This window comes from Gordonia sp. SGD-V-85, from assembly GCF_001456905.1.
Classification (GTDB): domain Bacteria; phylum Actinomycetota; class Actinomycetes; order Mycobacteriales; family Mycobacteriaceae; genus Gordonia; species Gordonia hongkongensis.
Genome location: NZ_LNQO01000007.1, coordinates 137,913 through 155,277 on the forward strand (window position 1 = coordinate 137,913; position 17,365 = coordinate 155,277).

At 68.0% G+C, this 17,365-nt stretch carries 14 protein-coding genes; 4 read left to right on the forward strand and 10 right to left on the reverse strand.

Annotated features, from left to right (window positions below):
• Nucleotides 1-147 precede the first annotated feature (147 nt).
• The gene (locus tag AS181_RS10485; RefSeq protein WP_058251534.1) at nt 148-3,720 is read left to right on the forward strand and encodes an indolepyruvate ferredoxin oxidoreductase family protein; all 3,573 of its coding nucleotides are present in this window, start codon (nt 148-150) and stop codon (nt 3,718-3,720) included.
• A 100-nt stretch (nt 3,721-3,820) separates the two neighbouring features.
• Here AS181_RS10485 and AS181_RS10490 read toward each other — a convergent pair whose 3' ends face one another.
• Together AS181_RS10490 and AS181_RS10495 are read right to left on the reverse strand one after the other, a co-directional pair.
• On the reverse strand, nt 3,821-4,621 hold the full coding sequence (locus AS181_RS10490) for an SAM-dependent methyltransferase (RefSeq protein WP_058251535.1): 801 nt from the start codon (nt 4,619-4,621) through the stop codon (nt 3,821-3,823).
• Nucleotides 4,599-5,261, reverse strand: a complete 663-nt coding sequence (locus AS181_RS10495) for a DUF5336 domain-containing protein (protein WP_058251536.1) — start codon at nt 5,259-5,261, stop codon at nt 4,599-4,601. Before AS181_RS10495 ends, AS181_RS10490 begins: the two co-directional genes overlap by 23 nt.
• Before the next feature lie 219 nt (nt 5,262-5,480).
• Here AS181_RS10495 and AS181_RS10500 point away from each other — a divergent pair, with 219 nt between their 5' ends.
• Nucleotides 5,481-6,134: a TetR/AcrR family transcriptional regulator gene (locus AS181_RS10500; protein WP_058251537.1), complete on the forward strand. Its 654-nt coding sequence runs from the start codon at nt 5,481-5,483 to the stop codon at nt 6,132-6,134.
• Between the two features lie 15 nt (nt 6,135-6,149).
• Here AS181_RS10500 and AS181_RS10505 read toward each other — a convergent pair whose 3' ends face one another.
• The 3 genes from AS181_RS10505 to AS181_RS10515 form a co-directional block, all read right to left on the reverse strand.
• Nucleotides 6,150-6,770, reverse strand: coding sequence for a nitroreductase family protein (locus AS181_RS10505; protein ID WP_058251538.1), 621 nt, complete (start codon nt 6,768-6,770; stop codon nt 6,150-6,152).
• Nucleotides 6,771-6,845: 75 nt separating this feature from the next.
• Nucleotides 6,846-7,256: an NUDIX hydrolase gene (locus AS181_RS10510; protein ID WP_058251539.1), complete on the reverse strand. Its 411-nt coding sequence runs from the start codon at nt 7,254-7,256 to the stop codon at nt 6,846-6,848.
• On the reverse strand, nt 7,253-8,725 hold the full coding sequence (locus AS181_RS10515; RefSeq protein ID WP_058251540.1) for a carboxyl transferase domain-containing protein: 1,473 nt from the start codon (nt 8,723-8,725) through the stop codon (nt 7,253-7,255). Before AS181_RS10515 ends, AS181_RS10510 begins: the two co-directional genes overlap by 4 nt.
• A gap of 155 nt (nt 8,726-8,880) precedes the next feature.
• Here AS181_RS10515 and AS181_RS10520 point away from each other — a divergent pair, with 155 nt between their 5' ends.
• Complete coding sequence (locus AS181_RS10520; RefSeq protein WP_058251541.1) at nt 8,881-9,345, forward strand: SRPBCC family protein; 465 nt, start codon at nt 8,881-8,883, stop codon at nt 9,343-9,345.
• On the opposite strand, the gene AS181_RS10525 is transcribed toward AS181_RS10520, so the two are convergent.
• The 4 genes from AS181_RS10525 to sucC form a co-directional block, all read right to left on the reverse strand.
• Entirely contained in the window at nt 9,329-9,841 is a 513-nt protein-coding gene (locus AS181_RS10525) for an RDD family protein (protein WP_058251542.1), read from the reverse strand. The two genes, AS181_RS10520 and AS181_RS10525, sit on opposite strands and share 17 nt — an antisense overlap.
• Nucleotides 9,838-10,548, reverse strand: a complete 711-nt coding sequence (locus AS181_RS10530; protein ID WP_223258814.1) for a hypothetical protein — start codon at nt 10,546-10,548, stop codon at nt 9,838-9,840. Before AS181_RS10530 ends, AS181_RS10525 begins: the two co-directional genes overlap by 4 nt.
• A 93-nt stretch (nt 10,549-10,641) precedes the next feature.
• A complete protein-coding gene (gene sucD, locus AS181_RS10535) occupies nt 10,642-11,544 on the reverse strand; it encodes a succinate--CoA ligase subunit alpha (protein WP_058251543.1) in 903 nt (300 codons plus the stop codon).
• Nucleotides 11,545-11,558: 14 nt separating this feature from the next.
• Nucleotides 11,559-12,722, reverse strand: coding sequence for an ADP-forming succinate--CoA ligase subunit beta (sucC, locus tag AS181_RS10540; RefSeq protein ID WP_010843609.1), 1,164 nt, complete (start codon nt 12,720-12,722; stop codon nt 11,559-11,561).
• Nucleotides 12,723-13,160: 438 nt separating this feature from the next.
• Between sucC and AS181_RS10545 the strand changes: the two genes are divergently transcribed.
• Nucleotides 13,161-14,330: a M23 family metallopeptidase gene (locus tag AS181_RS10545; RefSeq protein ID WP_058251544.1), complete on the forward strand. Its 1,170-nt coding sequence runs from the start codon at nt 13,161-13,163 to the stop codon at nt 14,328-14,330.
• A gap of 331 nt (nt 14,331-14,661) precedes the next feature.
• On the opposite strand, the gene AS181_RS10550 is transcribed toward AS181_RS10545, so the two are convergent.
• Nucleotides 14,662-17,163: a UvrD-helicase domain-containing protein gene (locus AS181_RS10550; RefSeq protein ID WP_058251545.1), complete on the reverse strand. Its 2,502-nt coding sequence runs from the start codon at nt 17,161-17,163 to the stop codon at nt 14,662-14,664.
• Nucleotides 17,164-17,365 lie beyond the last annotated feature (202 nt).

Consider the following 17,365-nt stretch of genomic DNA (forward strand, 5'->3'; position numbering starts at 1 on the left):
TCCACCGCGTCGACATGACCTACGTGACGCGCATCACGTCTTCTCGTACTGTTGTGGCAGGCCCACCACCCCCGGGCCGACACAACCGATGCGCCGACACCCCGGAACCCCGGACCGGCCACCGCACACAGAAGGCCAGGTGACCCCATGACCCTCGCAGACGACCGCGCTCGCTCCGAGCACGTCCCGACCCCCGGCACGCCGCCCGAGACGGCAGCCACCGGGTTCTCGCTCGACGACCGCTACACCCGCGAGTCCGGCGACATCTACCTCACCGGCATCCAGGCCCTGGTACGCATGGTCCGCGACCGCGCTCGCGTCGACCGCCGTTCCGGCCTCCGGACGGCCTCGTTCATCTCCGGCTACGAGGGCTCTCCCCTCGCCGGTTACGATCTCGAACTCGCCCGACGGCACGAGCATCTCGCCCCGTACGACGTCATCCACCGGCCCGGTCTCAACGAAGAGCTCGCCGCGACCTCGGTGATGGGTTCGCAGCTCGCCGCACAGGTCATCGGCGGTGCCGAATTGACGCCGTCCGCGGACGGGCTCCCCCGCGACGGCGTCGTCGGATACTGGTACGGCAAGGCGCCCGGTCTCGATCGCGCGACGGACGCCCTGCGGCACGCGAATCTGATCGGAACCCATTCCACCGGTGGCGCGGTCGCGCTGGTCGGTGACGACCCGGGCGCGAAATCCTCGACGGTCCCGTGCGCATCGGAGATGGCGCTGGCCGACCTCTACATCCCGATCCTCTATCCGGCCGATTCCCAAGACATCTTGGATCTCGGTGTCCATGCGGCGCTCATGAGCCGCACCAGCGGGGTCTGGACCTCGCTCAAGATCTCCGCGCACGTCGCGGACGGCGCGTCGACCGCACGCGTCGACCCGGACCGCATAGTGCCCGTCTACGGCGACCTCGGGACGAGCCCCCACGTGCCCAGCGGGCGCCTACTCGGCGCCCACCTCATGGAACTCGAACAGAATCAGCTGACCACCCGGCTCCCGCGTGCGCAGGAGTACGCACGGCTCAACGGCCTCAACCGGATCGTGGTCTCGAGTCCCGACGACCGCATCGGCATCGTCGCCGCGGGAAAGACCTACCTCGATCTCCGGGAAGCACTGCGTCTGATGCGGATCGACGACGAGGATCTGCGCCGGCTCGGAATCCGCATCCTCAAGCTCGGCATGGTCTACCCGATCGAGCGAGAGATCCTGAATCGCTTCATGTTCGACACCGCCACCGGTGATCTCGACGAGGTCATCGTGGTCGAGGAGAAGCGCGACTTCATCGAGACGATGATGCGCGACATCCTGTTCCGCCACCCGCGGGCCCCGCGCATCGTGGGGAAGGTGCACGAAGACGGATCGACCTTGTTCTCCCGCTTCGGCGAACTCGACGTCGACGCGGTGACCCGAGGACTCGCCGACCGTCTCGCCCGCCACGGGGTCGACGCCGCGCGGATCTGGCTCGACCGCAAAGCCGCTCGCCGCACCCGCATCGAACTCCCGTTGGCGGTGCGCACCCCGTACTTCTGCTCCGGCTGCCCCCACAACAGTTCGACGAAGGTCGCCGAGAACACCCTGGTCGGCGCCGGCATCGGTTGTCACGCGATGGTGTTGCTGATGGATCCCCGGCAGGTCGGCGACATCGCCGGGGTCACCCAGATGGGCGGCGAGGGCGCGCAATGGATCGGCATGGCCCCGTTTGTGTCCGCGGACCACTTCGTGCAGAACATCGGCGACGGAACCTTCTCGCACTCGGGGTCGCTGGCGTTGCGGGCGGCCGTGGCGTCGGGCGCGAACATCACCTACAAGCTGCTCTACAACGGCACCGTCGCGATGACCGGCGGACAGGACCCGGTGGGCGGGATGACCCTGCCGCGGTTGACGTCACTGCTGCTCGACGAAGGTGTCAGCCGGGTCGTGGTCACCTCCGACGACCCGAAACATGTTCGTACGCTGGGACTCCCCGACACCGTCGAGGTCCGCCACCGCGATGACCTGCTCGAGGTACAGACCGAACTCGCGGGCGTCGCGGGCGTCACGGTGCTCGTGCACGATCAGCATTGCGCCGCCGAGAAGCGCCGCAAGCGCAAGCGCGGCGCCATGCCCACCCCCACTCGTCGCGTCGTGATCAACGAACGCATCTGCGAGGGGTGCGGCGACTGCGGCGAGAAGTCGAACTGCCTCTCGGTGCACCCGGTCCAGACCGAGTTCGGACGCAAGACGCGCATCGACCAGAGTTCGTGCAACCTCGACCTCTCCTGTCTCAAGGGCGACTGCCCGTCGTTCGTCACGGTCACCCCGGGCACCGACCGCATCCGCACGCGCGCAGCCGATCTGGCGGACACCGTGTTGCCGATGCCCGCGGTCCCCGCCATCCGCGACACCTTCTCCCTGCGCATCACGGGTATCGGCGGTACCGGCGTGGTGACCGTGTCCCAGGTCCTGGCCACCGCTGCCGTCCTCGACGGCCACTCGGCCCGGACCGTCGACATGACCGGGCTCGCGCAGAAGGGCGGCGCCGTGGTCAGCGACATCAAGGTGGCCCCGTATCCGCTGGAGCAGGCGGCGAAGGTGGCGTCCGAGGACTGCGACCTGTACCTCGTGTGCGATCCGCTGGTCGGCACCGACCCGGTCAACCTCAAGGTCACCGCTCCCGAGAAGACGGTCGCGATCGTCTCGACCACCCAGGTGCCGACCGGGTTGATGGTCATCGACACCTCGGTCGGGTTCCCGGCGGACTCCGCCGTCCACTCCGCGGTCGACTCCCGGGTCGCGCGGACCGTGTACCTCGATTCGGGAGCGGTGTCGACAGCCTTGTTCGGCGACGAGCAGTACGCCAACATGTTGATGGTCGGTGCTGCGTATCAAGCCGGGGCGCTGGCCATCTCGGCGGAATCCATCGAGCGGGCGATCGAGCTCAACGGCGTGGCCGTGGACGCGAACGTCCAGGCGTTCCGGCGCGGCCGGCAGGTCGTGTCCGATCCCGACTCCGTGTCCGGCACCATCGACGGACTGCACGGTCGCGGGGTCGCCGAGATCGAACCGAGCCGCCACGCCCTCGAGGTGGTCAGCGCGCTCGGGGATATCGACGCCGACCTCCGGCGCACCATCGCGATCCGGTACGACGAGCTGACCGCCCACTCCGACGAGAGATACGCGCGAACCTACCTCGACACGGTCGACCGCGTACGACGCGTCGCATCGGACGCCTCGCTCACCGCCGCCGTCGCCCGGAACCTGTTCAAGCTGATGGCCTACAAGGACGAGTACGAGGTCGCCCGGCTCACGCAGGACCCGGCGTTCGCCGCGCGCATCGCCGACGAATTCGGCGCCGACGCCGAGGTCGCGGTACGCCTCCACCCACCGACCCTACGGAGTATGGGGATGCGCGAGAAGCTGGCGCTGGGATCGTGGGCCGACACCCCGCTGAGCGCGCTCGCGAAGATGAAGCGCCTCCGGGGGACCCGCCTGGACCCGTTCGGCCGCAGCGAGATCCGTCGCACCGAACGTGCGTTGATCGTCGAATACCGGGAGCTCGTCGACGCCGCGCTCGATGCGCTCGCGAGTGGGCGCATCGGCGCGGACCAGGTACCCGCGGTCGTCGACCTCGCGGAACTACCGGACATGGTCCGGGGTTACGAGGGGATCAAGATGGCCAACGTCGCGCGCTACCGGGAAGCGGTCGCACGGCAGCGGGAGGTGCTGGGGATCTAGGGCCTTCGAGCCGGCGCAACTGAAAACCGCCCGACACAGCGCACCCGACGCCCATGAGGCGTCGGGCCACCGCTGGAGGGTGGTTTTCAGCCGGCCGGCCTCACCGCGCCCGCCGAAGACGCGCCACAGCGGTCTGGTCATCGTCGCCCGAGACGACCTCGCACTCGTAGTGCGCTCTGGTCGGCGGGGCGACCCCGACCAGGTCGTACTGGGCGGTGTTCATCTCGATCAGCAACTCGCCACCGACGGCGAGCCATCTCCGGGCGTCGGCGATCAAGGCCGTGATGTGGTCGAGGCCGTCCCGGCCGCCGAGCAGCGCGCCGCGCGGTTCGTGATCCCGCGCCTCCGGCGCCAGCAGTCCGAGCGCAGACTCGGGCACGTAGGGAGGTACTGCGGCGATCACGTCCAGACGGCCGCGTAGTGCTGCCGGTAGCGGGACGAGCCCGGCACCGAGGTGAATCCCGGTCCCGCCCGGCAGGTTTCGGCGCGCGAAGCCGAGGGCGGTGTCGTCAGCATCGACGACATGCAGTTCGACGCCGGGCACCGCGGCCGCAACACTCGCGGCGATGGGTGCGACGCCGCAGAACGCCTCGAGTACGGTCGGCGACCGGCACGCATCTGCTGCGGCGATCGCGGTGCGCGCCAACAACAGGGAACGCTGCCGCGGCACGAAGACGCCCGTGCCCACGGACAACCGCAACTCGCCGAACTGCACCCAGCCCACCAGATGCTCGATCGGCACGCCGGCCACGCGTCGGGCACAGAGCGCGTCGAGTTCGGTTGCGTTGGTGGTGTGTTCGCGAAGCAGCGCGGCTTCTTCGTCGGCGAAGACACATCCCGCACGACGTAGGAGGCCGACGATCGGATCGTCGGGGCCGTCATCCCCGGTTGGGCGCGTCATCCTTCTTCAGACCGTACAAGAAGGCCGCCGCGATGAGCAGCGTCACCTGCAGGAATCCCAGGATCAGTCCGACGATCGCACCGGCGCCGAGGTCGAGGAACGGCGGCGTGATCAGTGCCGCGGCGAACAGGGCCAGCCACGCGGCGACTCCGACGACCGCGAGGAACGGCAGCGCCTTGCGATAGCTCGGAACCAGCACGAACGTCGCCGCGATGCCGACGACCCCGAGCAGGATGAAGAACTTGCCGGGGTTCAGGACGATCTCGTAGGAGAAATACGCGGGAATACCGCCCTGCCCTTCCTCGAAATCCGTTCCCCAGCGGTTGAGTTCCTCCTCGGCGCCGACCCCGACCGAGATCCACCCGAGGAAGCCCATGAAGTACGTGACCACCCCCGCGACCGCGGAGGCCAGCGCGAAGATCACCGACAGGTCGGCACGTGGGCCGCGGGCCGGCTGTCCCCAACCGGGAGGCGGGTACTGCGCGCCGGTGTTCCACTGCTGAGGCGGAAGACTCCCGGTGCCGGGGTGCTGGACGTGGGCCGTCTGATCCTGGTTGCCGGCGAAGCCCCCGGTCTGCGGTGGGCCCTGCGGAACGCCTGACCACTGACCGCCGGGGTGCTGAGGTTCGCCTGGATTCACGATCCGCTCCTCGTCGCTGCTGCGGGACTCGGCCCGCCGCCCTCGCGGGCTGTTCTGCGCCCGCCGTCCGGCGCGCGATCATGCGCAAGACTAAGCCCTTCCCGGCCTCGTGAGCACCGACTGGTGCAGTTTTCATTCGACCGGGTCACCCACCCCGCGCGCCGACGTCGGACACGCTGCATCTCGTCCGCACGCGCGAACGCGTAGAGTTCGGGATCGATGTCCGCGACGCATGAACCGCGCGAGGACGAATCGGAGATCACGAATCGTCCGCCGACGCGCCGAACCCAGGCCAAGGCGGCCCGTCGTGCCGAATTGCTGTCCGCCGCCGCCCACCAGATGGCCGAGCGAGGATTCGCCGGCGTGCGACTGGAGGACATCGGCCGAGCCGTCGGGGTGAGCGGCCCGGCCATGTACCGCCACTTCTCCTCCAAGACCGAGCTTCTCGACGAGATGCTCATCGACATCAGTCAGCGACTGCACGACGGCGGCAGCGAGGTCGCCGACCGCGGCGGCTCACCGACGGAAACCCTGGTGGCGCTCATCGGCTTTCACATCGACGTCCTCGTCACCCGTCCCGACCTCATCACGGTGCAGGATCGGGACCTGCCGTCGATGACCCCGGACGCCAATCACCGGGTCCGGCTGCTGCAGCGCCGTTACGTGGAACGGTGGGTGGACGTCCTCCTCGCGGTGGTCGACGAGAACGGGGGCACACTCGACCGCGAGGAAGCCCGCGTGCGGGTCCACGCGATGTTCGGGTTGCTCAACTCGTCGCCTCGCCTGCCCGCGTTCGACCAGCACGGACTGCGTCGCCTCCTCACCGCGATGGCGCTGGCGGCACTCCGGTGTGAGGTGCCGGATCACAAGTGATCCGGCACCTCGCGCTCACCAGCCGTCGATGTGGAGGACCGAGTCGAGAGACTTCCGCGGCGCGGGCTTGAAATCGGTGCCCTTGCTGTAGGCCACCGGCAGCAACACGCCCTGATGGATGTTGGCCGGGATGCCGAGGAGCTCGGCCACCTCTTTCTCGTAGTTCAGGTGGAGGGTCGTCCACGCCGATCCGAGGCCGCGAGCACGCAACGCCAACTGCAGGCTCCAGGCACCCGGCAGCAGCGAACCCCAGACACCGGCCTGGTTACCCGCCGGCAGGTCGCCACCGGTGTAGATGGCGCCGATGACGAGCACCGGGACCTGACCCATCGTGTCGGCGAGGTACTGGGCACTGGAGGCGACGCGCTTGCCGGTCTCATCCCGCGGGGCCTGGCCCGAGTAGTACTTGGCGAACGACTGCGCGTAATAGTCCGCGACCTTCTGCTTCAGCTCGGGATCGGTGAGCACGATCCAGTGCCAGGTCTGGCTGTTGCTGCCGGTCGGTGCCTGCAACGCGACCTCGAGCGCCTCCTTGACCACGTCGAGCGGCACGGGACGCTCGAAGTCGAGACGCTTGCGCACCGAGCGGGTGGTGGTGAGGAGTTGGTCAGGGTCCAGGGGCAGTAGATCGGTCATCCCTCCATCCTGCACAAAACCATGTCCGTGCACCACGTCGGCCCCGCTGCGCCGGGACCGTCGGCGGGTGCGCCGTCAGGGCGACTCCGGCGGCAACACACCGGCCTGCTCCAGGTACTCCACCAACCTGTTCGTGACCTTCGCCCGACGGACCTCGGCCGGTGTGAAGTACGCCGCGTCCGCGGCGTCGTCACCTGGACGTAGTTCCCCGGAACGGATCTCGGCACGGAAGTCGTGGACCTCGTACACCCGTCCGTCGCCGACCGGGATCTCGAGTTGGATGGCCGGTTCGCCGACCGTCACCCGCAAGCCGGTTTCCTCTTCGACCTCGCGGACCACCGCCTGCTCCAGCGACTCCCCGGGCTCCACCCGGCCGCCGGGGAGGCTCCAGTGCCCGGCCGACGGCTCGTTCCGCCTCAGGATCAACAGGATCCGTCCTGACTCGTCGGTGATGAGCGCCCCGACGGCGACGGTGCGCGCGCTCATCGCGCGTCTTTCGTCGGCACGCGTGTTCGTGCCTCGTCGTCCGGAACCGGCGATCCCGCGAGATACCGGCCGATCCAGTCGCGGATCGCCGACAGCGCTTCGTCGTCCGATCCGGCGTCGACGACGTGGTCGATCATGCCCTGCGCGGCCATGCGCCCGGCGAGAATGCCCTGCCGCGAGGCCATCTCACCGGCATGGTCGAGATCACGGTGCACGATGAGACTCGCTCCCTCGGGCGGCAACGGCGAGAGCCAGGCGTCGGCGCGCGCCACCCGGACGTCGGCGGGGAACAGCGCGAGCGCGGCGCCGCCCGCACCCTGCCCGAGGAGGACCGAGACCGTCGGCACGCGCACACTGAGCAATTCGACTGTGCAGCGCGCTATCTGCGCCGCGAGGCCACCCTCCTCGGCGACGACCGACAGTTCCGCGCCCGGGGTGTCGATCACGGTGACCACCGGGAGTCCGAGGTCGTCGGCCGCCATGATCGCCCGCCGCGCCTCGCGCAGATGTCGCGGCCCCGGGAGGTTCCCCGCCTCCTGTGACGTCCGGTCGTAGCCGACGACCAACGCGACCCGACCGTCGAAGTCGCTGAGCGAGAAGCGCAGTGGCCCGGCACCCGACAGTGGCGCCGAATCCCCGCCGGCCAGGAACTCGACCAGGCCCGCGCGTCCGGCCTCGCGGGTGGCGAGCACACAGGCCCAGGTGTCCTCCGACTCCCCCGACTGCGTGCGCTGCGGACGTACCGTCACCGAGTCGTCCGACGACGGCCGGTCACGCGCGTCGAGCAGTCGCAGCACCGCGGCGAGGCGGGCCGGCAGATCGACGGGATCGACCACGTCGTCGACAACCGTTGTGCGGACCAGATTCTCCGCGGTCTGGACATCGGCCGGAAAGGGCTCCCCGTACAGGCCTTCGTAGACGCGCGGCCCGAGAAAACCGATGAGCGCTCCGGGTTCCGCCCAGGTGATGTGGCCGAGCGAACCCCACGACGCGAACACCCCGCCCGTGGTCGGATGACGCAGGTACACCAGGTAGGGCAGGCCGGCGGCCTTGTGGTCGGTCACGGCACCCGTGATGGCAACCATCTGCAGGAACGCCGCGGTTCCCTCCTGCATCCGGGTGCCTCCGGAGGCGGGATACGCCAGCAGCGGGAGTCGTTCGCGTGTCGCGCGTCGGACCGCTGCGACGATCCGGGCCCCCGCATCGCGCCCGATCGACCCGCCGAGGAACTCGAACTCCACCAGCACGATCGCCACTCGCCGGCCGCCGATCGCGCCGGCGCCGGTGGTGACCGATTCGTCCGAACCGCTCTTTCGGCGTGCCCGGTCGAGCTCGATGGCATAGGTGTCGTCCGCACCATCGGACGTCGTCGCGGGCTCACCGACCGGCGCATCCCACGGTTCCCACGTGTCGTCGTCGATGATCATCTCGCGCAGGTCTGTCGCCGTCAGCCGTGCCCGCTCACCCATGCCTCACACCGTATCCCGCCACGGCCGGGTGGCTCCGGCCTGACGTCGACCCCCGGCGACGCCCCGACGCGATGATTTTCGTCGGCGCCCGGTGTCATACTCTCGTCAGCCCGACACCCGTTCCGTACCATCCGACCGATCTTCCGGGGGCCCGCATGTCCGACACCTTCCGCATCACCCGATCCACCATCGTCGACGCACCGCCCACTGCGGTGCTGCCGTACCTGGTCGACTTCCACCAGTGGGTGCACTGGTCGCCGTGGGAGGGCGTCGACCCCGACATGACGCGCGACTACTCCGGTGCGGAATCCGGTGTCGGCGCGAAGTACGCGTGGTCGGGCAACAAGAAGGCCGGTCGCGGCGCCATGGAGATCACGCGCGTCGACGAGCCGCGCGAGGTCGAGGTGCACCTTGCCTTCGAGAAGCCGATGAAGGCCACCAACACCGTCACCTTCGAACTCGCGCCGGAGGGACAGGCGACGCGGGTGTCCTGGACGATGGTCGGCGCACAGACGTTGTTCAGCCGCGTGGCAGGGTTCTTCGGCATCTTCGACAAGATGCTGGGCAAGGACTTCGAGAAGGGACTGACTCAGCTCAAGGCGGTCAGCGAGAGTAGATGACCCGGGTGCGCAGGAGGACGTCGGCCACCGACCGCCGACGCCGGTCGACGACCACCCACACCAGACCGATCGCGAAGAACGTACAGAGCAGGGCGCGCAGCACCGCGATGGTCGGCCGGATGCGTGCACCCTCTGAATTGACCACCCGCAGGCCCATCACGACCGACCCGAGGGTGCGTCCGGAGACCTCCCAGCACGTCGCGAGGTAGAGCACCGCCACCAGCACGAAGCCGGTCGTGGTGAAGACCAGATTGACCTCCGGCAACGAGAATTCGCTGACCGAGAGCACGAACTTCATCAGGGACAGGCCCGCATAGGCGGCACCGAGGATCGTCCAGACGACGAGGAGGTCGAGGAACGAGGCGACACCCCGGCTCACGATGCCCGCGTTCTTGTCCCGGTCCTGCACCGCATGGGCCTTGTGCACGGGCGGCAGACCGGGCGTCGTCGGGGACGAGTTCTGCAGCGGCTCTGTCGGTTTCGGTTCCGCGGTCATCGTGGCCCCTCCTCATCGGGAGCTGCCTCGATGGCCGCGGCACCGCGGCGACGCAAGAATCGGTTGACCGCGTTGGCCACCGCGTCGTCGGCACGTTCGCTGGTGCTGCGCACGTCGGTCATCACATCGGCGGTCACCGACGTGCTCGCCTCCCGGATGATGTCGGGGAGGTCGACACCGTCGATGATCTCTTCGGCGAGTCCGATCAGGTCGACGCGCCCGAGGATGGCGTCGATGTCGATCCGGGCCGCGATCGCGTCGATGTCGATCCGGGTGGCGACGGAGTCGAGATCGACCTTGCCGATCACCCTGTCGAGGTCCACCAGATCGATCGCCGCCATCAGATCCACCTGTGCGACAGCCCGATCGAGATCGACCGTGGTGATCACCTCGTCGATGTCGATGAGTGCGAGGACCTCGCTGATGAGTCGTTTCAGGTCGACGTGGGTGAGGACGAGGTCGGTGAGGTCGACCTCCTCGACCAATGCGTCGACGACCTCACGGATGACGACTCCCAGAACGGCTCGCGTCGTCGAGACCACCACGGTGACAGCGGTGTCGGCGGCCTCGGCCAGCCGCGCACGGACGGACCCGACGACCCCGCCCGCGAGGGGTAGACGTTCCGCGACGTCGGCCACCACCCCGGCGAACCGCATCGACTCCCCTGCCAGCTGGGAGATCGCGCCGCGTCGCGCCGGGGAGTTCACCGACGAATTATCGCACGCGCCGATCCGGTCGGTCGGCCCACGAAAAAACCCGAGCGGGCAGACCCGCTCGGGTTCTTCGGTTTCCGTGACTTCTTACAGTGCCTCGTAGAGCTCCCGCGCCAGCGCGGCGGTCTCGGACGGCGTCTTGCCGACCTTGACGCCCGCAGCCTCGAGGGCTTCCTTCTTGCCCTGCGCGGTGCCCGCACCGCCGGAGACGATGGCGCCGGCATGGCCCATGGTCTTGCCCTCGGGGGCGGTGAAGCCCGCGACGTAGCCGACGACGGGCTTGGTCACGTTGGCCTTGATGTACTCGCCGGCCTTCTCCTCGGCGTCGCCGCCGATCTCACCGATCATCACGATCAGCTTGGTCTCGGGATCCTTCTCGAACGCCTCGATGGCGTCGATGTGGGTGGTGCCGATGACCGGGTCGCCGCCGATGCCGATGGCGGTCGAGAAGCCGAGATCGCGCAGCTCGTACATCATCTGGTAGGTCAGGGTGCCCGACTTGGAGACCAGACCGATCGGCCCCTTGCCGGTGATGTTGTTCGGCGTGATGCCCACCAGCGCCTCACCCGGGGTGATGATGCCGGGGCAGTTGGGGCCGATGATGCGGGTCTTCTCGCCCTTCTCCACGTTGTAGGCCCACGCGTAGGCGGAGTCCTGCACCGGGATGCCCTCGGTGATGACCACGAGCAGCGGGATCTCCGCGTCGATGGCCTCGATGATGGCGTCCTTGGAGAACTTCGGCGGCACGAAGGCGATCGAGGTGTCGGCCCCGGTCTCCTTCATGGCCTCGGCGACCGATGCGAACACCGGCAGCTCGACGTTGTTGCCGTCGGCGTCGACGTGCGACACGGTGGTGCCGGCCTTGCGCGCGTTGACACCGCCGACGATGTTGGTGCCGGCCTTGAGCATCAGAGCGGTGTGCTTGGTGCCCTCACCGCCGGTGATGCCCTGGACGATGACCTTGTTGTCTTTGTTCAGAAAGATCGACATATTCCGTGGCTCCCTTACTTGCTCGCCAGCTCGGCGGCCTTGTCGGCGCCCGAGTCCATGGTTTCGGCGAGCGTGACCAACGGGTGGTTCGCATCGGCCAGGATCTTGCGGCCTTCGTCGACCTTGTTGCCGTCGAGGCGTACGACCAGCGGCTTGTTGGCGTCGGACCCCAGCTTCTCGAGAGCACCGACGATGCCGTTGGCGACGGCGTCACATGCGGTGATGCCACCGAAGACGTTGACGAAGACGCTCTTGACCTGCTCGTCGCCGAGGATGACGTCGAGGCCGGCAGCCATGACCTCGGCCGAGGCGCCGCCGCCGATGTCGAGGAAGTTCGCGGGCTTCACGTTGTTGTGCTTCTCACCGGCGTAGGCGACCACGTCGAGGGTCGACATGACCAGTCCCGCGCCGTTGCCGATGATGCCGACCTCGCCGTCGAGCTTGACGTAGTTGAGGTCGTTCTCCTTGGCCTTGAGCTCCAGGGGATCGGTGGCGTCGCGATCCTCGAACTCCTCGTGGCCGGGCTGACGGAAGTCGGCGTTGGCATCGAGGGTGACCTTGCCGTCGAGGGCGAGGATCTGATCGTCCGGGGTGCGGACGAGCGGGTTGACCTCGACCAGGGTGGCATCTTCCTTGACGAAGACCTCCCAGAGCTTCGCGATGGTGACCGCTGCGGCGTCGAGCACCTCGGCAGGCAGATGGCCCTGCTCGGCGATCGAGCGCGCGGTTTCCAGATCGACACCCTTCACGGCGTCGACGGCGACCCGCGCGAGGCGCTCGGGCTTGGTCGCCGCGACCTCTTCGATCTCCATGCCACCCTCGACCGAGCACATGGCCAGGTAGGAGCGGTTGGTGCGATCGAGCAGGAAGGAGATGTAGTACTCCTCCGCGATGTCGCTGGCCTCGGCGACCAGCAGCTTCTTGACGACGTGGCCCTTGATGTCGAGGCCAAGGATGTTGGAAGCGTGGGACTGCGCGTCGTCCGGGGTCGCGGCGTACTTGACGCCGCCTGCCTTGCCACGCCCGCCGGTCTTGACCTGCGCCTTGATCATCACGGGCTTGCCGATTTCCTCGGCGATCGCCCGCGCATCGGCGGCATCATCGGTCACCCGACCGGGTGTGGTGGGAACCCCGTGCTTGGCGAACAGTTCCTTCGCCTGGTATTCGAAGAGATCCATTCAGCTCACCATCTCGTAGATTTGCCCGCGCAAGGGTGTAATGCGGGCCATATCGGACTCTAAACCTGTCGGGAATCGCCACCCCGCGCGCACCCTGCGCTTGTGCGACAGATCACTCGCTCGGTCGGTTCTCACAGTATTGACGTCGTGACGTGAGGTCCGCAGCGTCGGTCCGACCCCATGAACTGCGACGACCGCAGAATTCATCGGCGCGCGGTCTTCACAGGTTGAATTTGCTGTAGTGAACAGAAAATCCGGCAATTTCCATACTTGGCGACCAGCCATGTGACTCAGCTCACAATATGCCGGTTTGTCGCTTTCTACGGTTGGACTTGCCGCAATCATTTCGTTACCGTCGGCTCTCAGCGGTGGTCACAGAAGGATTACGGACGGTGACTTCGATCCGCCGGCGACGAGATGCGGTAGCGAAGAGATGAGGTGGACGATTTGGCGGGACTCGGTGTCTCACGCGGATCGGGCCGCGTCCGATCGGGCGGGTTGATCGATGACGTCACAGCGGAAGAGATGACCACGATCATCCCCCTTGTCGACACCGACGATGCGGCCGGGTACGACCTCACCGACTACGAGTTCGACTTCGCAGACTCCGACACCTCCACTCGCGAGCACTCCGACGCCGGCTGGACGCCGTCGTCGTGGCAGGGCTACTACCGTCCCACCCGTTCGGAGATCACTCAGGACATCCTGATCCCCGAGCACGAGTTCGATCAGTACGAGCACGACGAGCCGTTCGACGTCGAGGGCGCCGAGCTCGACATCTTCGACGGAGGCGAACTCCGTTCGCTCGACGACGACGATCTCGACGACGACACCGAGCATCGCCCCTTCCGGACGAATCCGGCCGGACAACGGGTCCGGCGTGGCGGCAAGCACCGCATCGCGGCGCCGCCGAACGCCCTCAAGGGCGGACGCGCAGCTCTCATCGCCATGGCCGCCGGCGCGGCCGTCGCCGCGGTCGCTCAGGTCGGCACGAGCGACGAGGCGCCCGCACCCGTGAACGCCGCGGCCGTCAACGACGCCACCGCCCCGGGCGCCGCACCCGCGGAGCTGGGCCCCGGCGTCGCTGCTGCGACCGCACAGACCGACCAGATGAACGTCTTCACCAATCAGCTGGGTGTGGGCGCCAAGATGGCGGCGGACCAGGATCGTCGCGAGGCCCTGGCCCGGCGCCCGCTCTTCACCTCGCCGATCCCGCTCGGCAGCTACGACTTCACCTCCGCCTTCGCGATGCGCTGGGGCACCATGCACGGCGGCATCGATATGGCCGCTCCCCTCGGCACCCCGATCCACGCCGCCACCGACGGTGTCGTGATCAAGGCCGAGCCCGCGTCGGGATACGGCCACTGGGTTCAGATCCAGGCCGCCGACGGCACGGTCACCATGTACGGCCACATGGCCTCCTCGGGCGTCCTGGTCACCGAAGGCCAGCGCGTCACCGCCGGCGACGTCATCGCCCTGGTGGGCAACGAGGGCTTTTCGTTCGGCCCGCACCTGCACTTCGAGGTGTGGAAGAACGGCAACACCAAGATCGACCCTGTGCCCTGGCTCGCAGCCAAGGGCGTGAAGCTCTCCGGTTACACCGGCTAGCAGAAGGGCCCCACAGGTCGCGTCGAGCCACGAGGGGTTGGCGACGCGGTCTCACCAGGACCCTTCGTGACGGCCTCCGCAAGCTCCGGCCTCCTCAGGGAGCAGTGGTTGGGCCCGCTCCGAGCACAACGAGTTCTTTCGTAGTCCACGATGGCCGTCAGGCGCGGTTGCTGAGGGGCGAGCTCGCGCGCGTCACGAAGGGCATTCGCAGTCTCGGTTGCCAGGACCCTTCGTGACGCGCCCTCCGCAAGCTCCGGGCGCTCCTCAGGGAGCAGTGGGGTAACTTCTTCCGGATCAGGGAGCGGGGCGTGCGCTCCTTGCGAACCCAGCCCTAGAGCTTGTCCCCGGGAATCCCGCCCGCGGTGAGAAGTGTGACGCGTCCCGCGCTGCCGCCGTAGTCGATGGTGACGCGTTCGGTGGCGCCGCTGCCCTCCTTGGCCACGACCTTGCCCATGCCGTACTTCGGATGGTTGTGTCGGTCGCCGATGTCGAGCTGAACCTGCTTGTTGCGTCCGCGGGCCGGATCCGACGAGTACGACGAGCGGCCACGGCCCATCGACGAACCACCCGAACCGGAGAATGCCCCGTCGCGGCCGAACACGCCGCCCGACGATCCGCCGAAGCCGCGCATGGAGCGCTTGGGTTCGGTTCGGCGCCAGTCGACGAGGTGTTGCGGGATCTCTTGCAGGAAACGGGATTCCGGGTTCGACACCGGTTGCCCCCAGGAGGCGCGGGTGACCGACCGGGTGAGGTACAGACGCTGCTTGGCGCGGGTGATCCCGACGTAGGCCAGGCGCCGCTCCTCGCTCAGCTCGGCCGGGTCGCCGAGCGCGCGCATGTGCGGGAAATGACCGTCCTCCCAACCGGTGACGAAGACGACCGGGAACTCGAGGCCCTTGGCGGTGTGCAGGGTCATCATCGTGACCACGCCCTCGCCCTCATCCGGCACCTGGTCGGCGTCTGCGACGAGTGAGACCCGCTCGAGAAACGCTGCGAGCGAACCGGGTTCGGGCTCGCCCTCGCGGTCCACCTCGACCTCGGGGTCGTCGGCATCGGCGTCGACCTGCGCGGCGTCGGCACTGAATTCCCGTGCCACGGCGACGAGTTCGTTGATGTTGTCGAGGCGTGCGCCGTCCTGTGGATCGTTGGACGCCTCGAGTTCGGCGCGGTAGCCGGTGCGCTCGACGATCGCGTCGACGAGTTCGCCGATGTCGGCCGACTCCTCGGTGGCGTCGAGGAAGGCCACATCCGCGTCCTCCGAGCCGGCCTCGCCGAAGTGGGTCAGGAAGTCCGACCGGAGCCCTTCGATGAGTTCGACGAACCCGCCGATCTGCTTGACCGCCCGCGTGTTGAGCAATGCGACCTTGCCCTCGGCAGCGTCCATCAGCGACTCGTAGAAGCTCCGTCCGGTGTTCTCCGAATGCACGGCGACGCAGGCTTCCGCGCGATCGCCGATACCGCGCCGAGGCGTGTTGAGAATCCGGCGCAGGCTGACCGAGTCGTCGGGGTTGGCGACCACCCGCAGGTAGGCCACCACATCCCGCACTTCTTTGCGCTCGTAGAACTTGGTGCCGCCGACGACCTTGTACGGAATCCCGTGCCGGACGAACACCTCCTCGATCGCACGCGAACCGGTGTTGGTGCGGTAGAACACCGCGATGTCGGAGTATTTGTGACTCGACGACCCGCCGATCGAGTAGTCGGTGAGTTCCTCGATCTCCTTGGCGATGAACGTCGACTCGTCGCGGTCGGAGTCGGCGACGTACCCGACGATGAGCTCGCCGTCACCGGAGTCGGTCCACAACTTCTTCTCGCGCCGGTTGGAGTTGCGCGCGATGACGGCGTTGGCCGCCGACAGGATCGTTTGCGTCGACCGGTAGTTCTGTTCGAGCAGAACGGTTTCGGCGGACGGGAAGTCGCGTTCGAATTCCTCGATGTTGCGAATGGTGGCGCCGCGGAAGGCGTAGATGGACTGGTCGGCGTCGCCGACGACGCACAGCTCCGACGGCTCGAGACCACTCGCGGTGGTCTGCTCCCCCACCAGTTCGCGGATGAGCACGTACTGCGCGTGGTTGGTGTCCTGGTACTCGTCGACGAGGACGTGACGGAACCGGCGCCGGTAATACTCCGCGACCTGGGGATGCCGATGTAGCAGAGCGACGGTCTCCCCGATCAGATCGTCGAAGTCGAAGGCGTTTGCGGCGCGCAGACGGCGCTGGTACTCGGCGTAGATCTGCGCGATCGTCGTCGACGTCGGGTCGTCCTCGGGCGCCGCGGCCAGCGCCTCGTCGGGCGAGATCAGTTCGTTCTTGAAGTTCGACACGGCCACCGACACCCCGCGTGGGCTGAACTTCTTGGGATCGAGGTCGAGGTCACGGATGACCATGCCGAACAACCGCTTCGAGTCGTCGGCGTCGTAGATGGAGAAGTTCGAGTTCATCTTCTCCAGCAAGCCCGACTGCGCCCGGAGGATGCGCACGCATGTGGAGTGGAAGGTCGAGACCCACATGTAGGCGGCGCGGGGGCCGACGAGGTCGATGACCCGCTCGCGCATCTCCGCGGCGGCCTTGTTGGTGAAGGTGATGGCCAGGATCTGCCCGGGCGTGACGTCCCGTGCGGCGAGCAGGTAGGCGATCCGGCGGGTCAGCACCGCCGTCTTGCCCGAGCCCGCGCCCGCCACGATCAGCAACGGCGCGCCGGCGTGGAGCACCGCGGCGCGCTGTTGCGGGTTGAGACCGTCGAGCAGGCGCGCGACCCGGTCGTCGGCGGCCGCACCCGAGGGAGCGGCGCCCGCGCGACCGGCGAGAAGAGGGGCAGAAGAAGAGCTGTTCATCGGTTGTCCAGGTTACCCGCCACCGCCGACAGACCCCCGTCGGCCGGTCCGCTCCACCCCGGCACGTGGTCGACCGAACAGCCGACCGGCCCCGTGGGTTGAGACCCCGATCGCCGTGTCCCGCGGCTAATATGACGCGGTATCACCGGCTCGGGGTGCCCTGTCTGCGAACAACTCGCACGCGGCGACGACGCCCCGGCGA

What these genes read in the sequence shown, in the direction of transcription:
- AS181_RS10525 (WP_058251542.1), bottom strand. Translation starts at nt 9,841, where the DNA reads ATGACCGCGGAACCGAAACCGACAGAGCCGCTGCAGAACTCGTCCCCG.
- sucD (WP_058251543.1), bottom strand. Translation starts at nt 11,544, where the DNA reads ATGTCGATCTTTCTGAACAAAGACAACAAGGTCATCGTCCAGGGCATC.
- AS181_RS10505 (WP_058251538.1), bottom strand. Translation starts at nt 6,770, where the DNA reads ATGACCGATCTACTGCCCCTGGACCCTGACCAACTCCTCACCACCACC.
- AS181_RS10520 (WP_058251541.1), top strand. Translation starts at nt 8,881, where the DNA reads ATGTCCGACACCTTCCGCATCACCCGATCCACCATCGTCGACGCACCG.
- AS181_RS10500 (WP_058251537.1), top strand. Translation starts at nt 5,481, where the DNA reads ATGTCCGCGACGCATGAACCGCGCGAGGACGAATCGGAGATCACGAAT.
- AS181_RS10550 (WP_058251545.1), bottom strand. Translation starts at nt 17,163, where the DNA reads ATGAACAGCTCTTCTTCTGCCCCTCTTCTCGCCGGTCGCGCGGGCGCC.
- sucC (WP_010843609.1), bottom strand. Translation starts at nt 12,722, where the DNA reads ATGGATCTCTTCGAATACCAGGCGAAGGAACTGTTCGCCAAGCACGGG.
- AS181_RS10510 (WP_058251539.1), bottom strand. Translation starts at nt 7,256, where the DNA reads ATGAGCGCGCGCACCGTCGCCGTCGGGGCGCTCATCACCGACGAGTCA.
- AS181_RS10485 (WP_058251534.1), top strand. Translation starts at nt 148, where the DNA reads ATGACCCTCGCAGACGACCGCGCTCGCTCCGAGCACGTCCCGACCCCC.
- AS181_RS10490 (WP_058251535.1), bottom strand. Translation starts at nt 4,621, where the DNA reads ATGACGCGCCCAACCGGGGATGACGGCCCCGACGATCCGATCGTCGGC.
- AS181_RS10515 (WP_058251540.1), bottom strand. Translation starts at nt 8,725, where the DNA reads ATGGGTGAGCGGGCACGGCTGACGGCGACAGACCTGCGCGAGATGATC.